The sequence below is a fragment of the Rhodopseudomonas sp. P2A-2r genome (assembly GCF_026015985.1).
GTDB lineage: Bacteria > Pseudomonadota > Alphaproteobacteria > Rhizobiales > Xanthobacteraceae > Tardiphaga.
In genome coordinates this window covers 508037-526596 of the sequence record NZ_CP110389.1, presented here as the reverse complement: position 1 = coordinate 526596, position 18560 = coordinate 508037, and the positions used below count along the sequence as shown (strand labels likewise).

The window sequence follows — 18560 nt, the reverse complement described above, 5'->3', positions numbered from 1 at the left end:
GCTGCTGCGCGCCCGGGAAACACAACTACGCCTGCTTCCTGCACATCTCGATCACAGCATCCGCAAATGCACGCGGATCTTCCTGCGGCACGTTGTGGCCGACACCGGGCAGGACACGACGCTCATAGTCCGACGTAAAATGCCGGCCGTGATTATCCGAACCATGCACCGGCATCACATTGTCATCGGCGCCGTGCAGCGCGATGGTCGGGACATCGATGGCCGGTTGTGCGGCGAGACGGGTTTCCGACAGTAGATAGCGCGGATCGCCAGCCACACTGCCCGTGCGATGTTGGTAGGAGTGGATCACGACATCGACGAAATCGTCGTTGTCGAAGGCCGATGCCGAGCGGGCAAAAGTGGCGTCGTCGAACGCCCATGACGGCGACCACATCTTCCACAGCAGCTTCGCCACCGCCGCACGGTTCTGCGTCAAGCCATTGCGGCCGCGCTCGGTGTTGAAGTACCAGACATACCACATGCGCGCTTCCTGCTCGGGGTCGGCCGGCCGCGCGGAATTCGGGATGTCCTGAACGTTGTAGGCGGTGCAACTGACGAGACCGTGGACCCGCTCCGGCCACAGCGCCGACACCACGCAAGCGGCGCGGCCGCCCCAGTCATAGCCGGACACGACCGCTCTTTCGATCCGCAGCGCATCCATCAATTCCAGCAAATCCTCGCCCAGCGCGGCCTGCTGGCCGGAACGGATGGTGTCTGCGGAAAGGAATCGCGTCGGGCCGTAGCCGCGCAAATAGGGCACGATCGTGCGATAGCCGGCAGCGTTGATCAGCGCCACGGCATCGTCATAGCCGCGGACATCGTAGGGAAAACCGTGCAGCAGGAGAACCGGCAGGGTGCCTTCCGGGCCGCTGTGCTCATAGGCGACATCAAGCAGCGACGTTCGCACGCGGGCAAGTTCAGCCACGACGACCTCCCGTTACGACCTACCTGGCATGGGCGCGGCTGCGCATACGCTGGATCATCCGCAGCCAGCGCGATGACGAGCCGGAGCGAACCATCGTCATGATCGATTTGATCCGCGCCGTGACGGGCGCGACCAGCTCGCCGGCGCGGCGGCGAATATCGAGGATCAACTCATACAGCCTGCGGAACCAGACCAGTTGCAACAGCTTCGACCGCGTCACGTCGAAGATGAAGGCCAGCACACCGAGACCGATGAACTTCGACGCCACAATCAGCGCGATGGCAGCGATCCAGTAGTGGTGCGTGAGCAGCCAGACCTCGACCAGTTTCAGCGGAAACAGCAGCAGCAACGGGATCGCGAATACCACCAGCGTCTGCGCCGGCGACAGCCGGTTGACGCACGCTGCCAGCCACGCCTTGAACGCGCGCAGCGGAATCAGTGCCACGACGCGCGCGACAATGGGCTCGAGATGATCCCACAGCCACGCCTCGATCAAGAAGATCAGCGCAAGCAGCACCAGAAACGGTTGAAGCAGGCGACGCATCATCGCGCGTTGTCCCCCGCCCGGCGCTGCGCCGGACGCCATTCACATATGGATGGCGCGTTTGCCCACCGCAAGCGCGGCTTCCTTGACCGCCTCGGACCGGGTCGGATGGGCGTGGCAGGTGCGCGCCAGATCCTCGGCGGAGCCGCCGAATTCCATCAGCACGCAGGCCTCGTGGATCAACTCGCCGGCCTCGAGGCCAATGATGTGCACGCCGAGCACGCGGTCGGTCTTCGCATCTGCGAGAATCTTCACGAAGCCATCGGTGCTCTGATTGACCTTGGCGCGACCGTTGGCGGTGAACGGAAACTTGCCGACGGTATAGGCGATGCCGGCCTGCTTCAGCTCTTCCTCAGTCTTGCCGACCGAAGCCACTTCGGGCGTGGTGTAGACGACGCCGGGGATGACATCATAGTTCACATGACCGGCCTGGCCGGCGAGGATCTCGGCGCAGGCGACGCCTTCGTCCTCGGCCTTGTGCGCCAGCATCGGACCGACGACGACGTCGCCGATGGCATAGATGCCCTTCACGCTGGTCGCGAAATGGGCGTCGGTCTTGACCCGGCCGCGCTCATCGAGCACCACGCCGGCTTCCTTCAGCCCGAGGCCTTCAGTGTATGGAATGCGGCCGACCGCCACCAGGACGACATCGGCCTCGATGGTCTCCGCCGCGCCGCCGGCGGCAGGCTCGACCTGCGCCTTCAGCCGCTTGCCTGACGAATCGATGCTGGTGACCTTGGCGCCGAGCTTGAAGACAAAGCCCTGCTTCTCGAGGATGCGCTGGAAGGACTTCGCGACCTCGCCGTCCATGCCGGGCAGGATGCGGTCGAGGAATTCCACCACGGTAACTTCAGCGCCGAGGCGGCGCCACACAGAGCCGAGCTCGAGGCCGATCACGCCGGCGCCGACCACGATCATCTTCTCCGGCACCTTGTCGAGCGACAGGGCGCCAGTGGACGAGACAATGCGCTTCTCGTCGATCTCGATGCCCTTCAGCCGGGTCACGTCGGAGCCGGTGGCGATCACGATATTCTTGGTTTCCAGCACCTGGGTCTTGCCGTCGGCGCCCTTGACCTCGACCTTGCCGGTTCCGAGCACCTTGCCGGTGCCCATCACCACGTCGACCTTGTTCTTCTTCATCAGGAAGTCGACGCCCTTGACGTTGCCGTCGATGCCCTGCTGCTTGAAGGTCATCAGCTGCGGCAGGTCGATCGTCGGCGCGGGCACCTTGATGCCCATCTTGGCGAAGCCATGACCGGCCTCCTCGAACATTTCGGAGGCATGGAGCAGCGCCTTCGACGGCATGCAGCCGATGTTCAGGCAGGTGCCGCCAAGGGTGGCGTTTTTCTCGACGACGGCGACCTTCATGCCAAGCTGCGCCGCGCGGATCGCGCAGACATAGCCGCCGGGACCGGTGCCGATGATGATGAGATCGTAGGAGGCCATGGTGAGATCCTGTCTTCAGATAGATGGGGTGTCGACGACCTAGCGGCCGCCGGACACGTCGAGAATGGATGAGGTGACGTAGGACGCCTCGTCCGACAGAAGCCAGACGATGGCGTTGGCGATTTCATCGGCGGTGCCGACGCGTTTCATCGGCACGAGGCCGGCCATGCGATGCGCGCGATCGGGCTCGCCGCCGGACGCGTGGATCTCGGTGTCGATCAGGCCGGGCCTGATGCCGACGACACGAATGCCTTCGTTGGCGACCTCCTGGGACAGGCCGACGGTAAAGGTGTCGATGGCGCCCTTCGAGGCCGCGTAGTCGACATAGGTGTTTGCCGCGCCAAGCTTCGCCGCCACCGACGACAGGTTGACGATGACGCCGCCCTGGCCGCCATGCTTGGTCGACAAGCGCTTCACTGCCTCGCGGGCGCACAGAAAGCTGCCGGTGACGTTGACTGCCAGCATGCGCGCGATGCGCTCGGCGGTCATGTCCTCGACGCGAATGGAGGGGCCGACAATGCCGGCATTGTTGACCAGCGCGCCGAGCGGACCGAAGGCGTCGGCCGCCTTGAACAGCGCCAGGATGTCGGCCTCGCTGCCGACGTCGCATTTCACGGCGATCGCCTTGCCATTGCCGGCTTCGATCGCCGCCACGACTTCATTCGCCGCCGCCTCGTTGCTGGCATAGCCGACGACGACCTTGAAGCCGGCGGCAGCGGCCTTCAACGCAGCGGCGCGGCCGATGCCGCGACTGCCGCCGGTGATGATGACGACGCTGTTGGGGTCAGCACTCATGCAAGCAGCTCCGGCTTCGATTGGCGCCGTCACGCCCGTTCTGTTGGCGGGCATCCACATCTTGCCGGCAAACGGAGGCAGGCGTGGATGGCCGGGGCAAGCCCGGCCATGACGCGATGGATTTGATCAGAGATCCAGAACGAGACGCGCGGGATCTTCCAGGCTTTCCTTGACGCGGACCAGGAACGTCACGGCTTCCTTGCCGTCGATCACGCGATGATCGTAGCTGAGCGCCAGATACATCATCGGGCGAATCTCGACCTTGCCGGCGATGGCGACCGGACGCTCCTGGATCTTGTGCATGCCGAGGATGGCGGACTGCGGCGCATTCAGGATCGGGGTCGACATCAGCGAACCGTAGATGCCGCCATTGGTGATGGTGAAGGTGCCGCCCTGCATTTCGTCGATCTTGAGCTGGCCGTCGCGGGCGCGTTTGCCGAAATCCGCGATGGTCTTCTCGATATCCGAAATCGACTTACTGTCGCAGTCGCGCACCACGGGGACCACGAGGCCCTTGTCGGTGCCGACGGCGACGCCGACGTGATAGTAGTTCTTGTAGATCAGGTCGGTGCCGTCGATCTCGGCATTCGCCGCCGGAATGTCCTTCAGCGCCTGCACGCAGGCCTTGGTGAAGAAGCCCATGAAGCCGAGCTTGGCGCCGTGCTTCTTCTCGAACACGTCCTTGTACTGGCTGCGCAGCGCCATGATGTGGCTCATGTCGACCTCGTTGAAGGTCGTGAGCATGGCGGCGGTGTTCTGCACATCCTTGAGGCGGCGCGCGATAGTCTGGCGCAGACGGGTCATCTTGACGCGCTCTTCGCGGGCGGCGTCATCGGCCGGCGACGGCGCGCGGACCTGCACGGCAGCGGCGGGCTGGTTGACCGGGGTCGGCGCGGAAGCCGCCTTCTCGATGGCGGCCAGCATGTCGCCCTTGGTGACGCGCCCGTCCTTGCCGGAGCCCGGCACGGTGGCTGCGTCGACGCCGCTCTCGGCAGAAATCTTGCGCACCGACGGGGCCAGCGGCGCATCGACCGGCGCGGACTTCTGGGCCGGCGCGGGTGCGGCAGCAGCCGGAGCCGCGGCAGGGGCCGGAGCGGCGGCCTTTGCGGGCGCAGCAGCAGGAGCGGCCTTGGCGCCGGCGGCGCCATCAGTGATCTGGCCGAGCAGCGCGCCGACGGCGACGGTCTCGCCATCCTTGGCGACGATCTCGCCGAGGATGCCGGCGGAGGGCGCCGGCACTTCGATCGTCACCTTGTCGGTTTCGAGTTCAACCAAGGGCTCGTCGACGGCCACGGAATCGCCGGCCTTCTTGAACCACTTGCCGATGGTGGCTTCGGTGACGGACTCGCCGAGCGTGGGAACACGAATTTCAGTCATTGTATCTTTCCTCTTGCGTCATGGCGGGGCTTGTCCGGCCATCCACGCCTGAATTCGATCGAGTGATGCGGGTGCGCGAATGCCCCGCTGACGCGGGGCATCGCCGAAATGCGGATGGTTAGCTCAGCGCCTCGTCGAGGAAGGCCTTGAGCTGCGCGAGATGCTTGGACATCAGGCCGGTGGCGGTGGCTGCAGACGCCGCACGCCCGGCGTAACGGGGACGCTTGTTGGTGGCGTTGACCTGGTTGAGCACCCATTCGAGATAGGGCTCGATGAAGTGCCACGCGCCCATGTTGCGCGGCTCTTCCTGACACCAGACGAATTCCGCACCCTTGAAACGGCTCAGTTCCTGCACCAGCGCCTTCAGCGGCACCGGATAGAGCTGCTCGAGGCGCAGCAGGTAGATGTCGTCGACGCCGCGTTTCTCGCGCTCCTCGTAGAGGTCGTAATAGACCTTGCCGGAGCACAGCACGACGCGACGGATCTTGGCGTCGGGCTGAAGCTTGATCTTCTCGTCCGGCAGCTTCTCTGCATCGTCGAACAGGATGCGGTGGAAGGTCGAGCCGGGGCCGAGCTCGTCGAGGGTCGAAACCGCACGCTTGTGGCGCAGCAGCGACTTCGGCGTCATCACGATCAGCGGCTTGCGGATCTCGCGCTTCAGCTGGCGACGCAGCACGTGGAAATAGTTCGCCGGCGTGGTGACGTTGACCACCTGCATGTTGTCTTCGGCGCACATCTGCAGGAAGCGCTCGAGGCGCGCGGAGGAATGCTCCGGACCCTGGCCTTCGTAGCCGTGGGGCAGCAGGCAGACCAGGCCGGACATGCGCAGCCACTTGCGTTCGCCCGAGGAGATGAACTGGTCGAACACCACCTGAGCGCCGTTGGCGAAGTCGCCGAACTGCGCTTCCCACATGGTCAGCGCCGTCGGCTCGGTCAGCGAATAGCCGTATTCGAAACCGAGCACCGCGACTTCGGACAGCAGCGAGTTGATGACTTCGTAGTGGCCCTGCTTCGGTCCGAGATGGTTGAACGGCGTGTAGCGACTTTCGTCTTCCTGATCAAACAGCACCGAGTGGCGCTGCGAGAAGGTGCCGCGCTCGGAGTCCTGGCCAGACAGGCGGACGTGGTGGCCCTCCTCCATCAACGAGCAGAACGCCAGCGCCTCGCCGGTTGCCCAATCGATGCCCGCGCCACTGTCAATGGTCTTGGCGCGGTTGTCGAGATAGCGCAGGACGGTGCGATGAGCGCGGAAGCCGTCGGGAACCTTGGTGATCTTCCTGCCGATATCCTTCAGCACATCAAGCTCAACGCCGGTCACGCCGCGGCGCGGATCCTCTTCCTGGTCGGCCGACTTGAAGCCTGCCCACTTGCCGTCGAGCCAGTCGGCCTTGTTCGGCTTGTAACCGGAGCCGGCTTCCAGCTCGGCGTCGAGACGGGCGCGCCAGTCGGCCTTGGCCTTCTCGATCTCGCCATCGGTCATCACGCCGTCGGCGACCAGCCGCTTGGAATAGATGTCCAGCGTCGACGGATGCGCGCCGATCTTCTTGTACATCACCGGCTGGGTGAAGCCCGGCTCGTCGCCTTCGTTATGGCCGTGGCGGCGATAGCAGAACATGTCGATGACGACAGGCTTGTGGAACTTCTGCCGGAATTCGATTGCGATCTTGGCGGCGAACACCACCGCTTCCGGATCGTCGCCGTTGACGTGGAAGATCGGCGCATCGATCATCTTCGCCACATCCGACGGATAGGGCGACGAGCGCGAGTAGCGCGGATAGGTGGTGAAGCCGATCTGGTTGTTGACGATGAAGTGGATCGAACCGCCGGTGCGGTAGCCCTTCAGGTCGGACAGCGCGAAGCATTCCGCAACCACGCCCTGGCCGGCGAACGCCGCGTCGCCATGCATCAGCAGCGGCAGCACCGAAATGCGCTGGTCCGGCGGATCGCCGTTCTGGTCCTGCTTGGCGCGCACCTTGCCGAGCACCACGGGATCGACGATCTCGAGATGCGATGGATTGGCAGTCAGCGACAGATGGATCTTGTTGTTGTCGAACTCGCGGTCGGACGACGCACCGAGGTGGTACTTGACGTCGCCGGAGCCTTCGACCTCGTCGGGATTGGCTGAGCCGCCCTTGAATTCATGGAACAGCGCGCGGTGCGGCTTGCCCATCACCTGGGTCAGCACGTTGAGGCGGCCGCGGTGCGGCATGCCAACCACGATGTCGCGGACGCCGAGATTGCCGCCGCGCTTGATGATCTGCTCGAGCGCCGGGATCAGCGACTCAGCACCGTCGAGACCGAAGCGCTTGGTGCCGGTGAACTTGACGTCGCAGAACTTCTCGAATCCTTCGGCCTCGACCAGCTTCATCAGGATGGCGCGACGGCCTTCGCGGGTGAAGCTGATTTCCTTGTCCGGCCCTTCGATGCGCTCCTGGATCCACGACTTCTGCGCGGGATTGGAGATGTGCATGAATTCGACGCCGAGCGTCTGGCAATAGGTGCGCTGGCAGATCGCGACGATCTCGCGCAGCGTGCCGTATTCAAGGCCGAGCACGTGATCGAGGAAGATCTTGCGGTCATAGTCCGCATCGCTGAAGCCATAGGAACGCGGATCGAGTTCCTCGTGGTCCTTCTGGCCCTCGATGCCTAGCGGATCGAGATTGGCATGGAAGTGGCCGCGCATGCGGTATGCGCGGATCAGCATCAGCGCGCGGACCGAATCGCGGGTCGCCTGGAAAATGTCCGGCGAGCCGGGCTCGGCGCTCTGCGCCTTGGCGCCGTCGGACTTGGCGGCACCAGCCTTGGCCGCGATCTTGGCGCCCATCGCCTTCTCGACCTGCGCCCAGTTGCCGTCGAGCGCGGAGGTGAGATCGTCACTCGGCGTCAGCGGCCAGTTGGCCTTTTCCCAGGACGGCCCCTGGGCATTCTTCTGCACGTCGGCAGGCGCGTCCTTCAGGCTCTTGAAAAACTCCTGCCACTCGGGATCGACCGAGGCGGGGTCCTTCTCAAAGCGGGCATAGAGTTCGTCGATGTAGGTAGCATTGGCTCCCTGCAAAAAGGAGGAGAGGGCAAATGCGGCATTCGCGTCCTGGCGAGACATGATTGCGTCCTGATGATGAGCGTCGCGCGGAAATAGGCCGATCAGTTTCCCGGCGGCCGGAGTGGCGGATCTTCTAACCTATTTAAGCCAAATATACCCGCCGAAAAGAGCGAAACTCTGAATAGAAATTCAACATCTTGTGCGAATGGGATCGGGGTTAGCGGACGGTAAAATTATCTTGTGTCGCCAACGCCTTGGTGGCGGAGCGCCGGGCGGATCTGCGGGGCGCCCGACCACAGGCTTCGTTCAACAGGGCATTGGCAGCGATGCCTGCCGAATCGGCAATCCCGGGGTCGCGGGTGACCATCGCGGCGACGATGGCGCCGTCCATCAGGATGCCGAGCTGGTGGGCGAGCGCGCCGGGATCGCCGGCGCCGGCGCCGCGAGCCAGACCGGCAATGTAATCGAGCACGAACGACTTGTGCTGCAGGGTGATCGCACGCAGCCGGGTCTCATCCTTGTCGTGCTCGCCCACCGCATTGATGAACACGCAGCCATAATAGTCTTCCTCGCTGAACCAGCTCTTCAGCACCGGGAAGATGGAGTCGAGCTTTGCCCGCGGAGAGCCGCCGACTTCGACGGCGGCGACGAACCAGTCACGCCAGATCCGGCTTTCGGACAGCAGGACGGCCTCGACGAGATCGCTCTTGGAGCCGAACAGCTTGTAAAGGGTGGTTTTCGCCGTCCCGGCTTCATGGACGATGGCGTCGATGCCGGTGGCGTTGATGCCGTGCTTGCAGAACAGCCGCGTCGCCGCCTGCATCAAGCGGTCGCGCGGCGTTACGCGCGGCACATCCGGGACGTCGGTGAACGCCTCAAGCGGGATCGCATCGGTCATATCCGTTCATATGACATGGCGTGCACACGGCGCAAGCAGCGTTCTCCCGCTGCGTAAAATAGGTGCTGGCTAACGCTCGACTGGCGCGTTTCACAGCAGCGACGGTCGCCCCGACCGCACCCCGGAATCTTAACCAATTGGAAATCAACGCCTATTTCGCGGACGCAGTCGTGGCACGCTTTCTGCAAAGCTACAGAACGTTCTGTATCTATTTGCCCAAGGGAGAAATCAACATGACTGCACTCGCCCCCAAAACCGTGCTGACCGGATGCCTCGCGCCCATCGACAAAGGCGGTCTCGAGCAACTGATCGCCAACGGCAAAGCCAATCCCAACGTCATCAAGACGCTGAAGTGCAAGACGGTGGCCGAGGGCAAGTTCCGCCACGCCAACTACATCCGCAACCTGCCGCCCTATATCGTCGACGAACCGCCGGCGCTGCTCGGCGACGATACTGCGCCGAACCCGTCGGAAGCCTCCCTGGCCGCGCTGGGTTCGTGCATTGCCGTCGGCCTGCACGCCAACGCTGTGCACCGCGGCTGGATCGTCAACAAGCTCGAACTGCAGCTCGAAGGCGACCTCAACATCACCGCGGTGTGGGGCACCGGCGATGTCAGCGAGAAGCCGGTCGGCTTCACCGACGTGCGCATCAAGGTCGACATGGAGTGCGAAGGCGTGCCGCAGGCCGAGATCGACGCGCTGATCGATCACGTCAAGAAATGGTCGCCGGTCGCCAACACCTTTACCCGGCCAGTCAATCTCGAAGTCTCTGCGTAACGCTGTCGACTTCGCCTCTCCCCGCTTGCGGGGAGAGCTCGGAGCCGAGCGACAGCGAGGCTACGGGTGAGGAGAGCCGCTATCACCGCCCCGCCCCCTCGCTCGGCACGAAGGCCACCGGCCGCAGCCATGCGACCGCAACGTTCCTCTTCCCGTGACGGAGATGACGATGACCACCATGGCGGCCTTGCGAAAACCCGATGACCTTATTGAAGATACAGCCTCGCTCGCCGAGCGCGTGGCCGCTCTCGCGAGAACCGAGCTGGCGCCGATCGCTGCGGAGATCGATGACGGCAGCATCTATCCCGACCAGGCGCTGCGGAAGTTCGGCGAGATCGGCGCCTGGTCGGCGCATGACGATTTGCGCGCGACCATCGGTGGCATTTCCGCCATCGCCGAAACCTGCGGCGCCAGCGCCTTCATGGCGTGGTGCCAGGACACGCTGGTCTGGTACATCCTGAATTCCGACAACGCCGCGTTGAAAGCGAAGTATCTGAGCAAGGCCGCGAGCGGGACATTGCTCGGCGGCACCGGGCTGTCGAATCCGATGAAGAGCTTCTTCGGCATCGAGAAGCTCAAGCTGAAGGGCCGCCGCGTCGAAGGCGGCTATCAGGTGCGCGGCGCCCTGCCCTGGGTGTCCAATCTCGGCCCCGACCATATGTTCGGCACCATCTTCGAGACCGAGGACGACGGCGAGCAGGTCATGTTCCTCGTCAATTGCGCCGATCCCGGCGTCACGCTGACGCCCTGCAAACCCTTCCTGGCGATGGACGGCACCGGCACCTACGCCGTGCAATTGCGCGATGTGTTCATTCCCAACGACCAGGTGCTGGCCGCGCCGGCGATGCCTTTCGTCAAGAAGATCCGCGCCGGCTTCATCCTGATGCAGATGGGCATGGGGCTCGGGCTGGTACGCGACTGCGTCGCCATCATGCAGAGCGTCCAGCCCGCGCTGGCCCACGTCAATTGCTTCCTGCCGCAGCAGCCGGCGGATTTCGCCGCCGTCCTCGCCGGCATGGAGGCCGAGACCATGCAGCTCGCCGCCACGCCGTATGACACCAGCAACGCCTACTGGCGCCAGGTGGTCGACCTGCGGCTGCGCGGCGGCGATGCCGCGGTCGCCGCGGCGCATGCCGCGATGCTGCATTGTGGCGCGCGCGGCTATCTGAAATCGCACCGCGCCCAGCGCCGGCTGCGCGAAGCCTACTTCGTGGCGATCGTCACCCCCGCCACCAAGCAACTCAGAAAAATGCTCGCAGACAATGCGCGCGAACACCCGGGAGAGACCCAAGGCGCTTGATCCACCTCACGGCACGACGGTCCTAATTCGGCAGAACATCAACCCAGTGGAGGCTTTGCTAATGGCTGAAATCCTGATTTCCGCAGATGAACTCGCGACGTTCATGAAGTCCGATCCCTGCGTCATCATCGACACCCGCAACCCCGATGCCTACGCCGCGGGCCATATCCCGGGCGCCGTCAATCTGCATGAGATCTTTACCTTTCTCGCGACCTCCACGCCGGAAGGCATGGACGAGCTGAAGAAGAAGTTCGCCGACGCCTTTGGCGGCGCCGGCCTGTCGGGCTCCGAGACCGCGGTGATCTACGAGCAGTCGATGAATTCCGGCTTCGGCCAGTCCTGCCGCGGCTATTTCCTGCTCGAGTTCCTGGGCTATCCAAAGATCAAGGTGCTGCACGGCGGCTACGACGCCTGGACTGCCAAGGGCCTGCCGACCACCACCGAGGTGCCGACGCCGAAGCCAGCCTCGTTCACGGTCAAGCCCGAGGCTGGCTCGATCCTGATCGACGCTGCCACCATGATGGCAGCGCTCGACAACCCCTCGATCGCGCTGCTCGACGTGCGCGACGTCGATGAATGGATCGGTGAGAGCTCGTCGCCTTATGGCAAGGACTTCTGCCCGCGGATGGGCCGCATCCCCGGCGCCGTCTGGATCGAATGGTATCGCATGATGAAGCCAACCGGCGAAGGCCCGCGCTTCAAGTCGAAGAACGAGATCCTGGCCGAATGCGCCACTGTCGGCATCACGCCGGCGAGCACGGTGTATCTCTACTGCTTCAAGGGCGCGCGTGCATCGAACACATTCCTGGCGCTGAAGAACGCCGGCGTCGCCGACGTCAGGATGTATTTCGGCTCGTGGAACGAATGGTCGCGCGACAACAAGTATCCGATCGAGGAGGGGCTTCCGACAGTTGGCGAGAAGCAGCTGCAGGCGGCGGAGTAAGCTACTACCCTCTCTTGTCCCGGACGCGGTGCGGCATTCTTATGCCGCTCCGCAGATCCGGGACCCATCATCTCATCGCCCGGAAGTGTGAGCCCGGATCTGCGGCGCACCACCATCGCTGCGCGATGGCAGCGCACCGCGTCCAGGGAACGAAACACATCTACAAATCAAAAGGCCCGCTCTTTCGAGCGGGCCTTTCATTTTGATACCGGCCGCCGAAGCGACTAGCCCTTCAGCAATTCCACCAGCGTGGTGCCGAGGCGCGCCGGGGACGGCGACACCGCGAAGCCAGCGGACTTCATTGCCGCGATCTTCGACTGCGCATCGCCCTTGCCGCCCGACACGATGGCGCCAGCATGACCCATGCGACGGCCGGGAGGTGCGGTGACGCCGCCGATGAAGCCGACGATGGGCTTCTTGCGACCGCGCTTGGCTTCGTCCTTGATGAACTGCGCGGCGTCTTCTTCCGCCGAGCCGCCGATCTCGCCGATCATGATGATCGAGTGGGTGGCGTCGTCGGCGAGGAACATCTCGAGGATGTCGATGAACTCGGTGCCCTTGACCGGATCGCCGCCGATGCCGACCGCCGAGGTCTGGCCGAGGCCGGCCATGGTGGTCTGGAATACCGCTTCATAGGTCAGCGTGCCGGAGCGCGACAGGATGCCGACATTGCCGGGCTTGAAGATGTTGGCCGGCATGATGCCGATCTTCGATTCGCCGGCGGTGACGACGCCCGGGCAGTTCGGCCCGATCAGGCGCGATTTGGAGCCGGACAGCGAACGCTTGACGCGCACCATGTCGAGCACCGGGATGCCTTCGGTGATGCAGACGATCAGCGGGATTTCCGCGTCGATGGCTTCGCAGATGGCATCGGCGGCGCCCGGCGGCGGCACGTAGATCACCGAGGCGTCGGCGCCGGTCTTGTCGCGCGCTTCGGCCACGGTGTCGAACACCGGCAGGTTGAGATGGGTGGAGCCGCCTTTGCCCGGCGAGGTGCCGCCGACCATCTTGGTCCCGTACAGGATCGCCTGCTCGGAATGGAAGGTGCCGTTCTTGCCGGTGAAGCCCTGGCAGATGACCTTGGTGTTCTTGTCGATGAGGACTGACATCGGCTTACTTTCCCTTCACGGCGTTGACGATTTTTGCGCGGCATCGTCGAGGTCGTCGGCGGGCAGCACGTTCAGGCCGGATTCACGAATGATCTTCTTGCCTTCCTCGACATTGGTGCCTTCGAGGCGGACCACGAGAGGCACCTTGAGGCCGACGGTCTTCACCGCGGCGACGACGCCGGCGGCGATGATGTCGCACTTCATGATGCCGCCGAAGATGTTGACCAGGATGCCCTTCACGCTGGGATCGGAGGTGATGATCTTGAACGCCGCGGTCACCTTCTCCTCGGTGGCACCGCCACCGACGTCGAGGAAGTTGGCCGGGCTTTCGCCGTACAGCTTGATGATGTCGAGGGTGGCCATGGCGAGGCCGGCGCCGTTGACCATGCAGCCGATGGTGCCGTCGAGCGCGATGTAAGCGAGGTCGTATTTCGACGCCTCGATTTCCTTGGCGTCTTCCTCGGAGGTGTCACGCAGCGCGACGATCTCAGGATGGCGATACAGCGCGTTGCTGTCGAACGACATCTTGGCGTCGAGGCACTTCAATTCGCCGGTCTTGGACACGATCAGCGGATTGATCTCCAGCATGTCCATGTCCTTGGCGATGAACGCGGTATAGAGCTGGGTGATCAGCTTCTCTGCCTGCTTGGCGAGATCGCCCTTCAGCCCGAGCGCCTGCGCCACGGTGCGGCCGTGATGCGGCATCACGCCGGTAGCCGGATCGACCGAGAAGGTGATGATCTTCTCAGGGCTGTCGTGGGCGACGTCCTCGATGGACATGCCGCCTTCGGTGGAAACCACGAAGGCGACCCGCGAGGTCTCGCGATCGACCAGCAGCGACAGGTAGAATTCCTTCTCGATGTCGGAGCCGTCCTCGATGTAGAGGCGGTTGACTTGCTTGCCGGCGGGGCCGGTCTGCACGGTCACCAGCGTCGCGCCGAGCATTTCCTTGGCGAACTGGTTGACCTCCTCGATCGACTTGGCGAGGCGAACGCCGCCCTTGTCGCCGGCGGAGGCTTCCTTGAACTTGCCCTTGCCGCGGCCGCCGGCATGGATCTGGCTCTTCACCACCCAGATCGGACCGCCGAGCTGCTTGGCGGCCACGTCGGAATCTTCGGCGCGCAGGATCGGCACCCCTTTGAGACGGGCACGCCGAAATCCTTCAGCACGGCCTTCGCCTGATATTCATGAATGTTCATATAGTTGCTCCCGAACCTCGGTGTGAACTTGGAATGGATGCCACCCGTCAACTGGCATACCGTATACCACGGATGCAGCGAGTCAAAAGGCGGCGAAACTCGATTGCGAAACGGTTGGCAGCCCAGGTTCGCGAAAATGGCGGCCAGCAACCCCAGATGCAGAACCGGCACCCAAGGGGTGCCGGTTTATCTCGTTGAAACTTAGCCGCCGAGCAGGTCCGGCGCGATCTTCTTGCAGGCATCGACCAGGCCCTGCACCGAGGCGACCGACTTGTCGAAGCCTTCGCGGTCCTTGCCGACCAGCTCGATCTCGACGATGCGCTCGACGCCCTTAGCACCGATCACCACGGGAACGCCGACATACATGTCCTTCACGCCGTATTCGCCGTTGAGATAGGCGGCGCAGGGCAGCACGCGCTTCTTGTCGCGCAGGTAGCTCTCGGCCATGGCGATGGCCGACGCGGCGGGGGCGTAGAACGCCGAGCCGGTCTTCAGCAGGTTGACGATCTCGGCGCCGCCGTTGCGGGTGCGGTCGACGATCTCGTCGAGGCGGGCCTGCGAGGTCCAGCCCATCTTGATCAGGTCGGGCAGCGGAATGCCGGCCACCGTCGAATACTTCACCAGCGGCACCATGGTGTCGCCGTGGCCGCCGAGCACGAAGGCAGTGACGTCTTCCACGGAGACGTTGAACTCATCGGCGAGGAACAGGCGGAAGCGCGACGAATCCAGCACGCCGGCCATGCCGACGACCTTCTTGGCGGGCAGGCCGCAGGACTTCTGCAGCGCCCAAACCATGGCATCGAGCGGGTTGGTGATGCAGATGACGAAGGCGTCGGGGGCATATTTCTTGATGCCGGCGCCGACCTGCTCCATGACCTTCAGATTGATGCTGAGCAGGTCATCGCGGCTCATGCCGGGCTTGCGCGGCACGCCGGCGGTGACGATCACGACGCTGGCGCCCTCGATCGCTTCATAGGAATTGGCGCCGGTGAACTTGGCGTCGAAGCCGTCGACCGGCGAAGACTGCGCGATATCCAGCGACTTGCCCTGCGGCACGCCCTCGGCGATGTCGAACATCACCACGTCGCCCAGTTCTTTCAGGCCGATGAGGTGAGCAAGCGTTCCGCCGATCTGGCCGGAGCCAATCAATGCAATCTTGTCGCGCGCCATGAGAAATCTGTCCTTTGAGCCCGGATGGGGAGGGAGGAGGAATTGCTGGTGGCTGGTTATCCCTTTCGCAGGAACCGTTCAAGTCGCGGCCAGCTCAATAATTGGCCGTACAGGACCGGCGACCAACCGCGCCGGGCTGCATTGCAATTTTGGGCGGCCCATCCTGCCATTCCGGGGCGAGAGCAGCGCCAACTGCGAGCGAACCCGGAAGACAGGGGTTAGGTCTCGACCAGCCCGCTGCTGGAACCGCTGGCAGTGGAATCCTTGCGGCCATGCGGCAGAGCCAGGTAAGATTCCGACCCCATCTCGATCAGCCGCGAGGCGGTGCGCTGGAACTCCATCGCCTCAAAGCCATCGGTCGCCTGATAGAGCGACTGTGGCTCGCCCGCCGCCGAGGCCATCAGCTTCACGGCATTGTCGTACAAGGTGTCGATCAGCGCGATGAAGCGCTTGGCGGCGTTGCGGTCGCCATAGTCCATCATCGGAACCCGGTCGATGAAGATGGTGTGGTAATCATGCGCCAGCCGCAGGTAGTCCGACGCGCCGAGCGGCTTTTCGCACAAATCGGCAAAGCTGAACCGCGCCACGCCCTGGGCGGCGCGCGGCACATGCAGCACGCGGCCCTTGATCGAAATGTCATGGGCGTGGCCCGGCGCGCCGCCGGTGAGCTTCGCCCAGGCCTGGTCGAGCGCGGCCTCCGCGGCGCGATCCGCCGGCACCAGCCAGGTCTTTATGCCGGCCAGTTTCTCGAGCCGGAAATCGGTGCGCGAGTCGAGCCGGATCACATTCATATGGGCTTCGATCTGCTTGATGAACGGCAGGAACAGCGCGCGGTTGAGACCGCCCTTGTAGAGATCGACCGGCTCGACGTTGGAGGTAGCAAATACCACCGTGCCGAGTTCGAACAGCCGCGAGAACAGCCGCCCCAGGATCATCGCATCGGCGATGTCGGTGACGTGGAATTCGTCGAAGCACAGCAGCCAGGCCTCGTCGAAGATCGAATTCGCCGTCAGCGCGATGACGTCGCCATCGGGCAGCTCGCCGCGCGCGATCTTCTCGCGGAAACCATAGATCCGCTCATGCACGTCTGCCATGAATTCGTGAAAATGCGCGCGGCGCTTGTGCTGGACGTCGCTGCTGTCGAAGAACAGATCCATCAGCATCGTCTTGCCGCGGCCGACTTCGCCGTGAACGTAGAGACCATCAGGCGGTCCGCCGTTCTTGTCGGCGAACAGGCGGCCGAGAAAGCTCTGCTTGCGCAGCGGCGTGTAGCCGGACAGCGATTCGTCGAAGGCCGCGATGGTCTCCACCGCAGCCGCCTGCGCCGGATCCGCCTCGATGGCGCCGGAGGAAACGAGAGCCTGGTATTGCTGGCGGAATGAACTGGGCGGGGCAGACGACATGGCGCCTAACGGCCCCACGCCGCCGCAAAATGCAAGATGCGAATTGGGAGGGGGATATGCGCTGTCTATCGCCCACACTCAGCTGTCATCCCCGCGCATGCGGGGATCCAGTAAACGCTGTCGCATCGGCTCTATCACCGCGCACTGCGTATACTGGGTCACCCGGTCAAGCCGGGTGACGACAGCCTTACACCCTCTACGCACTCAGCGCGTAGGCATCCTCCACCACATAGGGCCCGCCGCCGGTGGAGGCGCGCGACGAGAACAGCACGAAGCGTTGCGCCTTGAAGGTCTTGGTGGGGAAATAGCCGCGCACCGAGAGATAATCGGCGACGTCCTGGTTGGAGGCGTCGCGCAACCGCGCCAACGTCACGTGCGGGATGAATTTGCGGCCCTCGGGATCGAGCCCGCATTTGCGGATCAACCGTTCGAGTTCGGCCTGCAACTCGATCAGCGGCCGGCTTGGCACCACCTGCGCCACCACCGCGCGCGGCTTCTTGCCGCCGAAGCTGGACAGCCCTTGCAGAGCGACATCGAACGGCTTGCGGTTGACCCGGTCCAGCAGCGAGGCGATTTCATTCGCCGCAATGCCGTCGATGTCGCCGATGAAGCGCAGGGTGACGTGATAGTTCTCGGGGTCGATCCAGCGTGCGCCGGGGAGGCCGCCACGCAAATTGGAGAGGGTCTGGCCGATCTCGGCCGGTATTTCCAGTCCGGTGAACAAACGCGGCATTGTAAGCTCCTCAATGCAGGGGCGCGATCTTCGCCGAAGAGTGGCTTGCACTTCTCGGCGAAGATCATGCCCGAACAAAAGGGCCGGTGACGAATCACCGATGGCTTTTTTAGCGTAGTTATGTGACTCTGCGAAGCATCGGACTCCGGATCGGATCGTCGCTCCGGGGAAATCTCCTGTTAAGGTTGAGGCTGCCTGCTTTTCAACTGCGTTGCCCAACGATAGTGCCGAGAAATGCCTCGACGCTGGGCAGGATTTTCTGGACGATCACGTCGACGCCCTCGGCGGTCGGATGCAGGCCATCCTCGAGTTTCAGCTTGGCGTTGTCGACCACGCCGTCGAGAAAGAATGGGTACAGCGGCACGGCGAACTGCTTCGCCAGGTCCGGATAGATCGAATTGAACTTCTCCGCGTAATCGGCGCCGTAATTGGGCGGAGCCAGCATGCCGCACAGCAGGACTGGAATTTTCCGCGCCTGCAGGCGCTGGATGATTTCCGTCAGCGCGGCACGAGGCACCTTGGGGTCGGTACCGCGCAGAGCGTCGTTGGCACCCAGTTCGAGGATCACGCCCTCGGTGCCATCAGGGACCGACCAGTCAAGCCGGCCAAGCCCGCCCGAGGTGGTGTCGCCGGACACCCCCGCATTGCCGATTTCGGTCGCTATCCCCTTGTCCTTGAGGGCTTTTTGCAGCCGGGCGGGGAACGCGGCCGGCCCCGGAAGCAGGTAGCCCGCGCTGAGGGAATCGCCGAGCACCACCAGCTTGACCGGCTTCGCGGCGTCGACCGCGGCCGGCTGCGCCGATGCGGGCGTCGCCGCGACCATGGACGTCATGCTGAACGCCAGCAGGCACAGAAACGTGCGCGCCAGCCCCTCGACCGCCGCAAAGGAAGTGCCATATGAA

General features: G+C 63.9%; 15 protein-coding genes and 1 pseudogene. 3 read left to right on the top strand and 13 right to left on the bottom strand.

Annotated features, from left to right (window positions below):
* Window positions 1-25 precede the first annotated feature (25 nt).
* The 7 genes from ONR75_RS02490 to ONR75_RS02460 all read right to left on the bottom strand — a co-directional run bounded on the left by ONR75_RS02490 (window position 26) and on the right by ONR75_RS02460 (window position 8950).
* Window positions 26-925, bottom strand: coding sequence for an alpha/beta fold hydrolase (locus tag ONR75_RS02490; protein ID WP_265081232.1), 900 nt, complete (start codon window positions 923-925; stop codon window positions 26-28).
* 19 nt (window positions 926-944) lie between these two features.
* Window positions 945-1472, bottom strand: a complete 528-nt coding sequence (locus tag ONR75_RS02485; protein WP_265081231.1) for a hypothetical protein — start codon at window positions 1470-1472, stop codon at window positions 945-947.
* A 39-nt stretch (window positions 1473-1511) separates the two neighbouring features.
* Window positions 1512-2915 (bottom strand): dihydrolipoyl dehydrogenase, encoded by a 1404-nt coding sequence (lpdA, locus tag ONR75_RS02480; protein ID WP_265081230.1) that lies wholly within the window; start codon window positions 2913-2915, stop codon window positions 1512-1514.
* 39 nt (window positions 2916-2954) lie between these two features.
* Window positions 2955-3710, bottom strand: a complete 756-nt coding sequence (locus ONR75_RS02475; protein ID WP_265081229.1) for an SDR family oxidoreductase — start codon at window positions 3708-3710, stop codon at window positions 2955-2957.
* A gap of 126 nt (window positions 3711-3836) precedes the next feature.
* Window positions 3837-5087: a 2-oxoglutarate dehydrogenase complex dihydrolipoyllysine-residue succinyltransferase gene (gene odhB / locus ONR75_RS02470; protein WP_265081228.1), complete on the bottom strand. Its 1251-nt coding sequence runs from the start codon at window positions 5085-5087 to the stop codon at window positions 3837-3839.
* A 118-nt stretch (window positions 5088-5205) separates the two neighbouring features.
* Window positions 5206-8187 carry a 2-oxoglutarate dehydrogenase E1 component gene (locus ONR75_RS02465; protein WP_265081227.1) on the bottom strand — a complete coding sequence of 994 codons (2982 nt, stop codon included), beginning with the start codon at window positions 8185-8187 and terminating at the stop codon, window positions 5206-5208.
* A gap of 157 nt (window positions 8188-8344) precedes the next feature.
* Window positions 8345-8950 (bottom strand): TetR/AcrR family transcriptional regulator, encoded by a 606-nt coding sequence (locus ONR75_RS02460; RefSeq protein WP_265083503.1) that lies wholly within the window; start codon window positions 8948-8950, stop codon window positions 8345-8347.
* A gap of 308 nt (window positions 8951-9258) precedes the next feature.
* Here ONR75_RS02460 and ONR75_RS02455 point away from each other — a divergent pair, with 308 nt between their 5' ends.
* The 3 genes from ONR75_RS02455 (at window position 9259) to ONR75_RS02445 (ending at window position 12044) form a co-directional block, all read left to right on the top strand.
* Window positions 9259-9801 carry an OsmC family protein gene (locus tag ONR75_RS02455; RefSeq protein WP_265081226.1) on the top strand — a complete coding sequence of 181 codons (543 nt, stop codon included), beginning with the start codon at window positions 9259-9261 and terminating at the stop codon, window positions 9799-9801.
* 169 nt (window positions 9802-9970) lie between these two features.
* Entirely contained in the window at window positions 9971-11101 is a 1131-nt protein-coding gene (locus tag ONR75_RS02450) for an acyl-CoA dehydrogenase family protein (RefSeq protein WP_265081225.1), read from the top strand.
* 61 nt (window positions 11102-11162) lie between these two features.
* Window positions 11163-12044, top strand: coding sequence for a sulfurtransferase (locus tag ONR75_RS02445; RefSeq protein WP_265081224.1), 882 nt, complete (start codon window positions 11163-11165; stop codon window positions 12042-12044).
* Window positions 12045-12268: 224 nt separating this feature from the next.
* On the opposite strand, the gene sucD is transcribed toward ONR75_RS02445, so the two are convergent.
* From sucD to ONR75_RS02415, 6 genes and pseudogenes are all read right to left on the bottom strand, one after another.
* Window positions 12269-13153: a succinate--CoA ligase subunit alpha gene (gene sucD / locus ONR75_RS02440; RefSeq protein ID WP_265081223.1), complete on the bottom strand. Its 885-nt coding sequence runs from the start codon at window positions 13151-13153 to the stop codon at window positions 12269-12271.
* 4 nt (window positions 13154-13157) lie between these two features.
* Window positions 13158-14352, bottom strand: a pseudogene (gene sucC / locus ONR75_RS02435) (ADP-forming succinate--CoA ligase subunit beta).
* Window positions 14353-14553: 201 nt separating this feature from the next.
* The gene (gene mdh, locus ONR75_RS02430; protein WP_265081222.1) at window positions 14554-15522 is read right to left on the bottom strand and encodes a malate dehydrogenase; all 969 of its coding nucleotides are present in this window, start codon (window positions 15520-15522) and stop codon (window positions 14554-14556) included.
* A gap of 218 nt (window positions 15523-15740) precedes the next feature.
* Complete coding sequence (gene zapE / locus ONR75_RS02425; RefSeq protein ID WP_265081221.1) at window positions 15741-16925, bottom strand: cell division protein ZapE; 1185 nt, start codon at window positions 16923-16925, stop codon at window positions 15741-15743.
* Between the two features lie 196 nt (window positions 16926-17121).
* The gene (gene thpR / locus ONR75_RS02420) at window positions 17122-17658 is read right to left on the bottom strand and encodes an RNA 2',3'-cyclic phosphodiesterase (RefSeq protein ID WP_265081220.1); all 537 of its coding nucleotides are present in this window, start codon (window positions 17656-17658) and stop codon (window positions 17122-17124) included.
* A gap of 202 nt (window positions 17659-17860) precedes the next feature.
* Window positions 17861-18481, bottom strand: coding sequence for an arylesterase (locus ONR75_RS02415; protein ID WP_265081219.1), 621 nt, complete (start codon window positions 18479-18481; stop codon window positions 17861-17863).
* Window positions 18482-18560: the final 79 nt, after the last annotated feature.

What these genes read in the sequence shown, in the direction of transcription:
- ONR75_RS02485 (WP_265081231.1), bottom strand. Translation starts at nt 1,472, where the DNA reads ATGATGCGTCGCCTGCTTCAACCGTTTCTGGTGCTGCTTGCGCTGATC.
- lpdA (WP_265081230.1), bottom strand. Translation starts at nt 2,915, where the DNA reads ATGGCCTCCTACGATCTCATCATCATCGGCACCGGTCCCGGCGGCTAT.
- ONR75_RS02475 (WP_265081229.1), bottom strand. Translation starts at nt 3,710, where the DNA reads ATGAGTGCTGACCCCAACAGCGTCGTCATCATCACCGGCGGCAGTCGC.
- odhB (WP_265081228.1), bottom strand. Translation starts at nt 5,087, where the DNA reads ATGACTGAAATTCGTGTTCCCACGCTCGGCGAGTCCGTCACCGAAGCC.
- ONR75_RS02465 (WP_265081227.1), bottom strand. Translation starts at nt 8,187, where the DNA reads ATGTCTCGCCAGGACGCGAATGCCGCATTTGCCCTCTCCTCCTTTTTG.
- ONR75_RS02460 (WP_265083503.1), bottom strand. Translation starts at nt 8,950, where the DNA reads ATGCAGGCGGCGACGCGGCTGTTCTGCAAGCACGGCATCAACGCCACC.
- ONR75_RS02455 (WP_265081226.1), top strand. Translation starts at nt 9,259, where the DNA reads ATGACTGCACTCGCCCCCAAAACCGTGCTGACCGGATGCCTCGCGCCC.
- ONR75_RS02450 (WP_265081225.1), top strand. Translation starts at nt 9,971, where the DNA reads ATGACCACCATGGCGGCCTTGCGAAAACCCGATGACCTTATTGAAGAT.
- ONR75_RS02445 (WP_265081224.1), top strand. Translation starts at nt 11,163, where the DNA reads ATGGCTGAAATCCTGATTTCCGCAGATGAACTCGCGACGTTCATGAAG.
- sucD (WP_265081223.1), bottom strand. Translation starts at nt 13,153, where the DNA reads ATGTCAGTCCTCATCGACAAGAACACCAAGGTCATCTGCCAGGGCTTC.
- mdh (WP_265081222.1), bottom strand. Translation starts at nt 15,522, where the DNA reads ATGGCGCGCGACAAGATTGCATTGATTGGCTCCGGCCAGATCGGCGGA.
- zapE (WP_265081221.1), bottom strand. Translation starts at nt 16,925, where the DNA reads ATGTCGTCTGCCCCGCCCAGTTCATTCCGCCAGCAATACCAGGCTCTC.
- thpR (WP_265081220.1), bottom strand. Translation starts at nt 17,658, where the DNA reads ATGCCGCGTTTGTTCACCGGACTGGAAATACCGGCCGAGATCGGCCAG.
- ONR75_RS02415 (WP_265081219.1), bottom strand. Translation starts at nt 18,481, where the DNA reads ATGGTCGCGGCGACGCCCGCATCGGCGCAGCCGGCCGCGGTCGACGCC.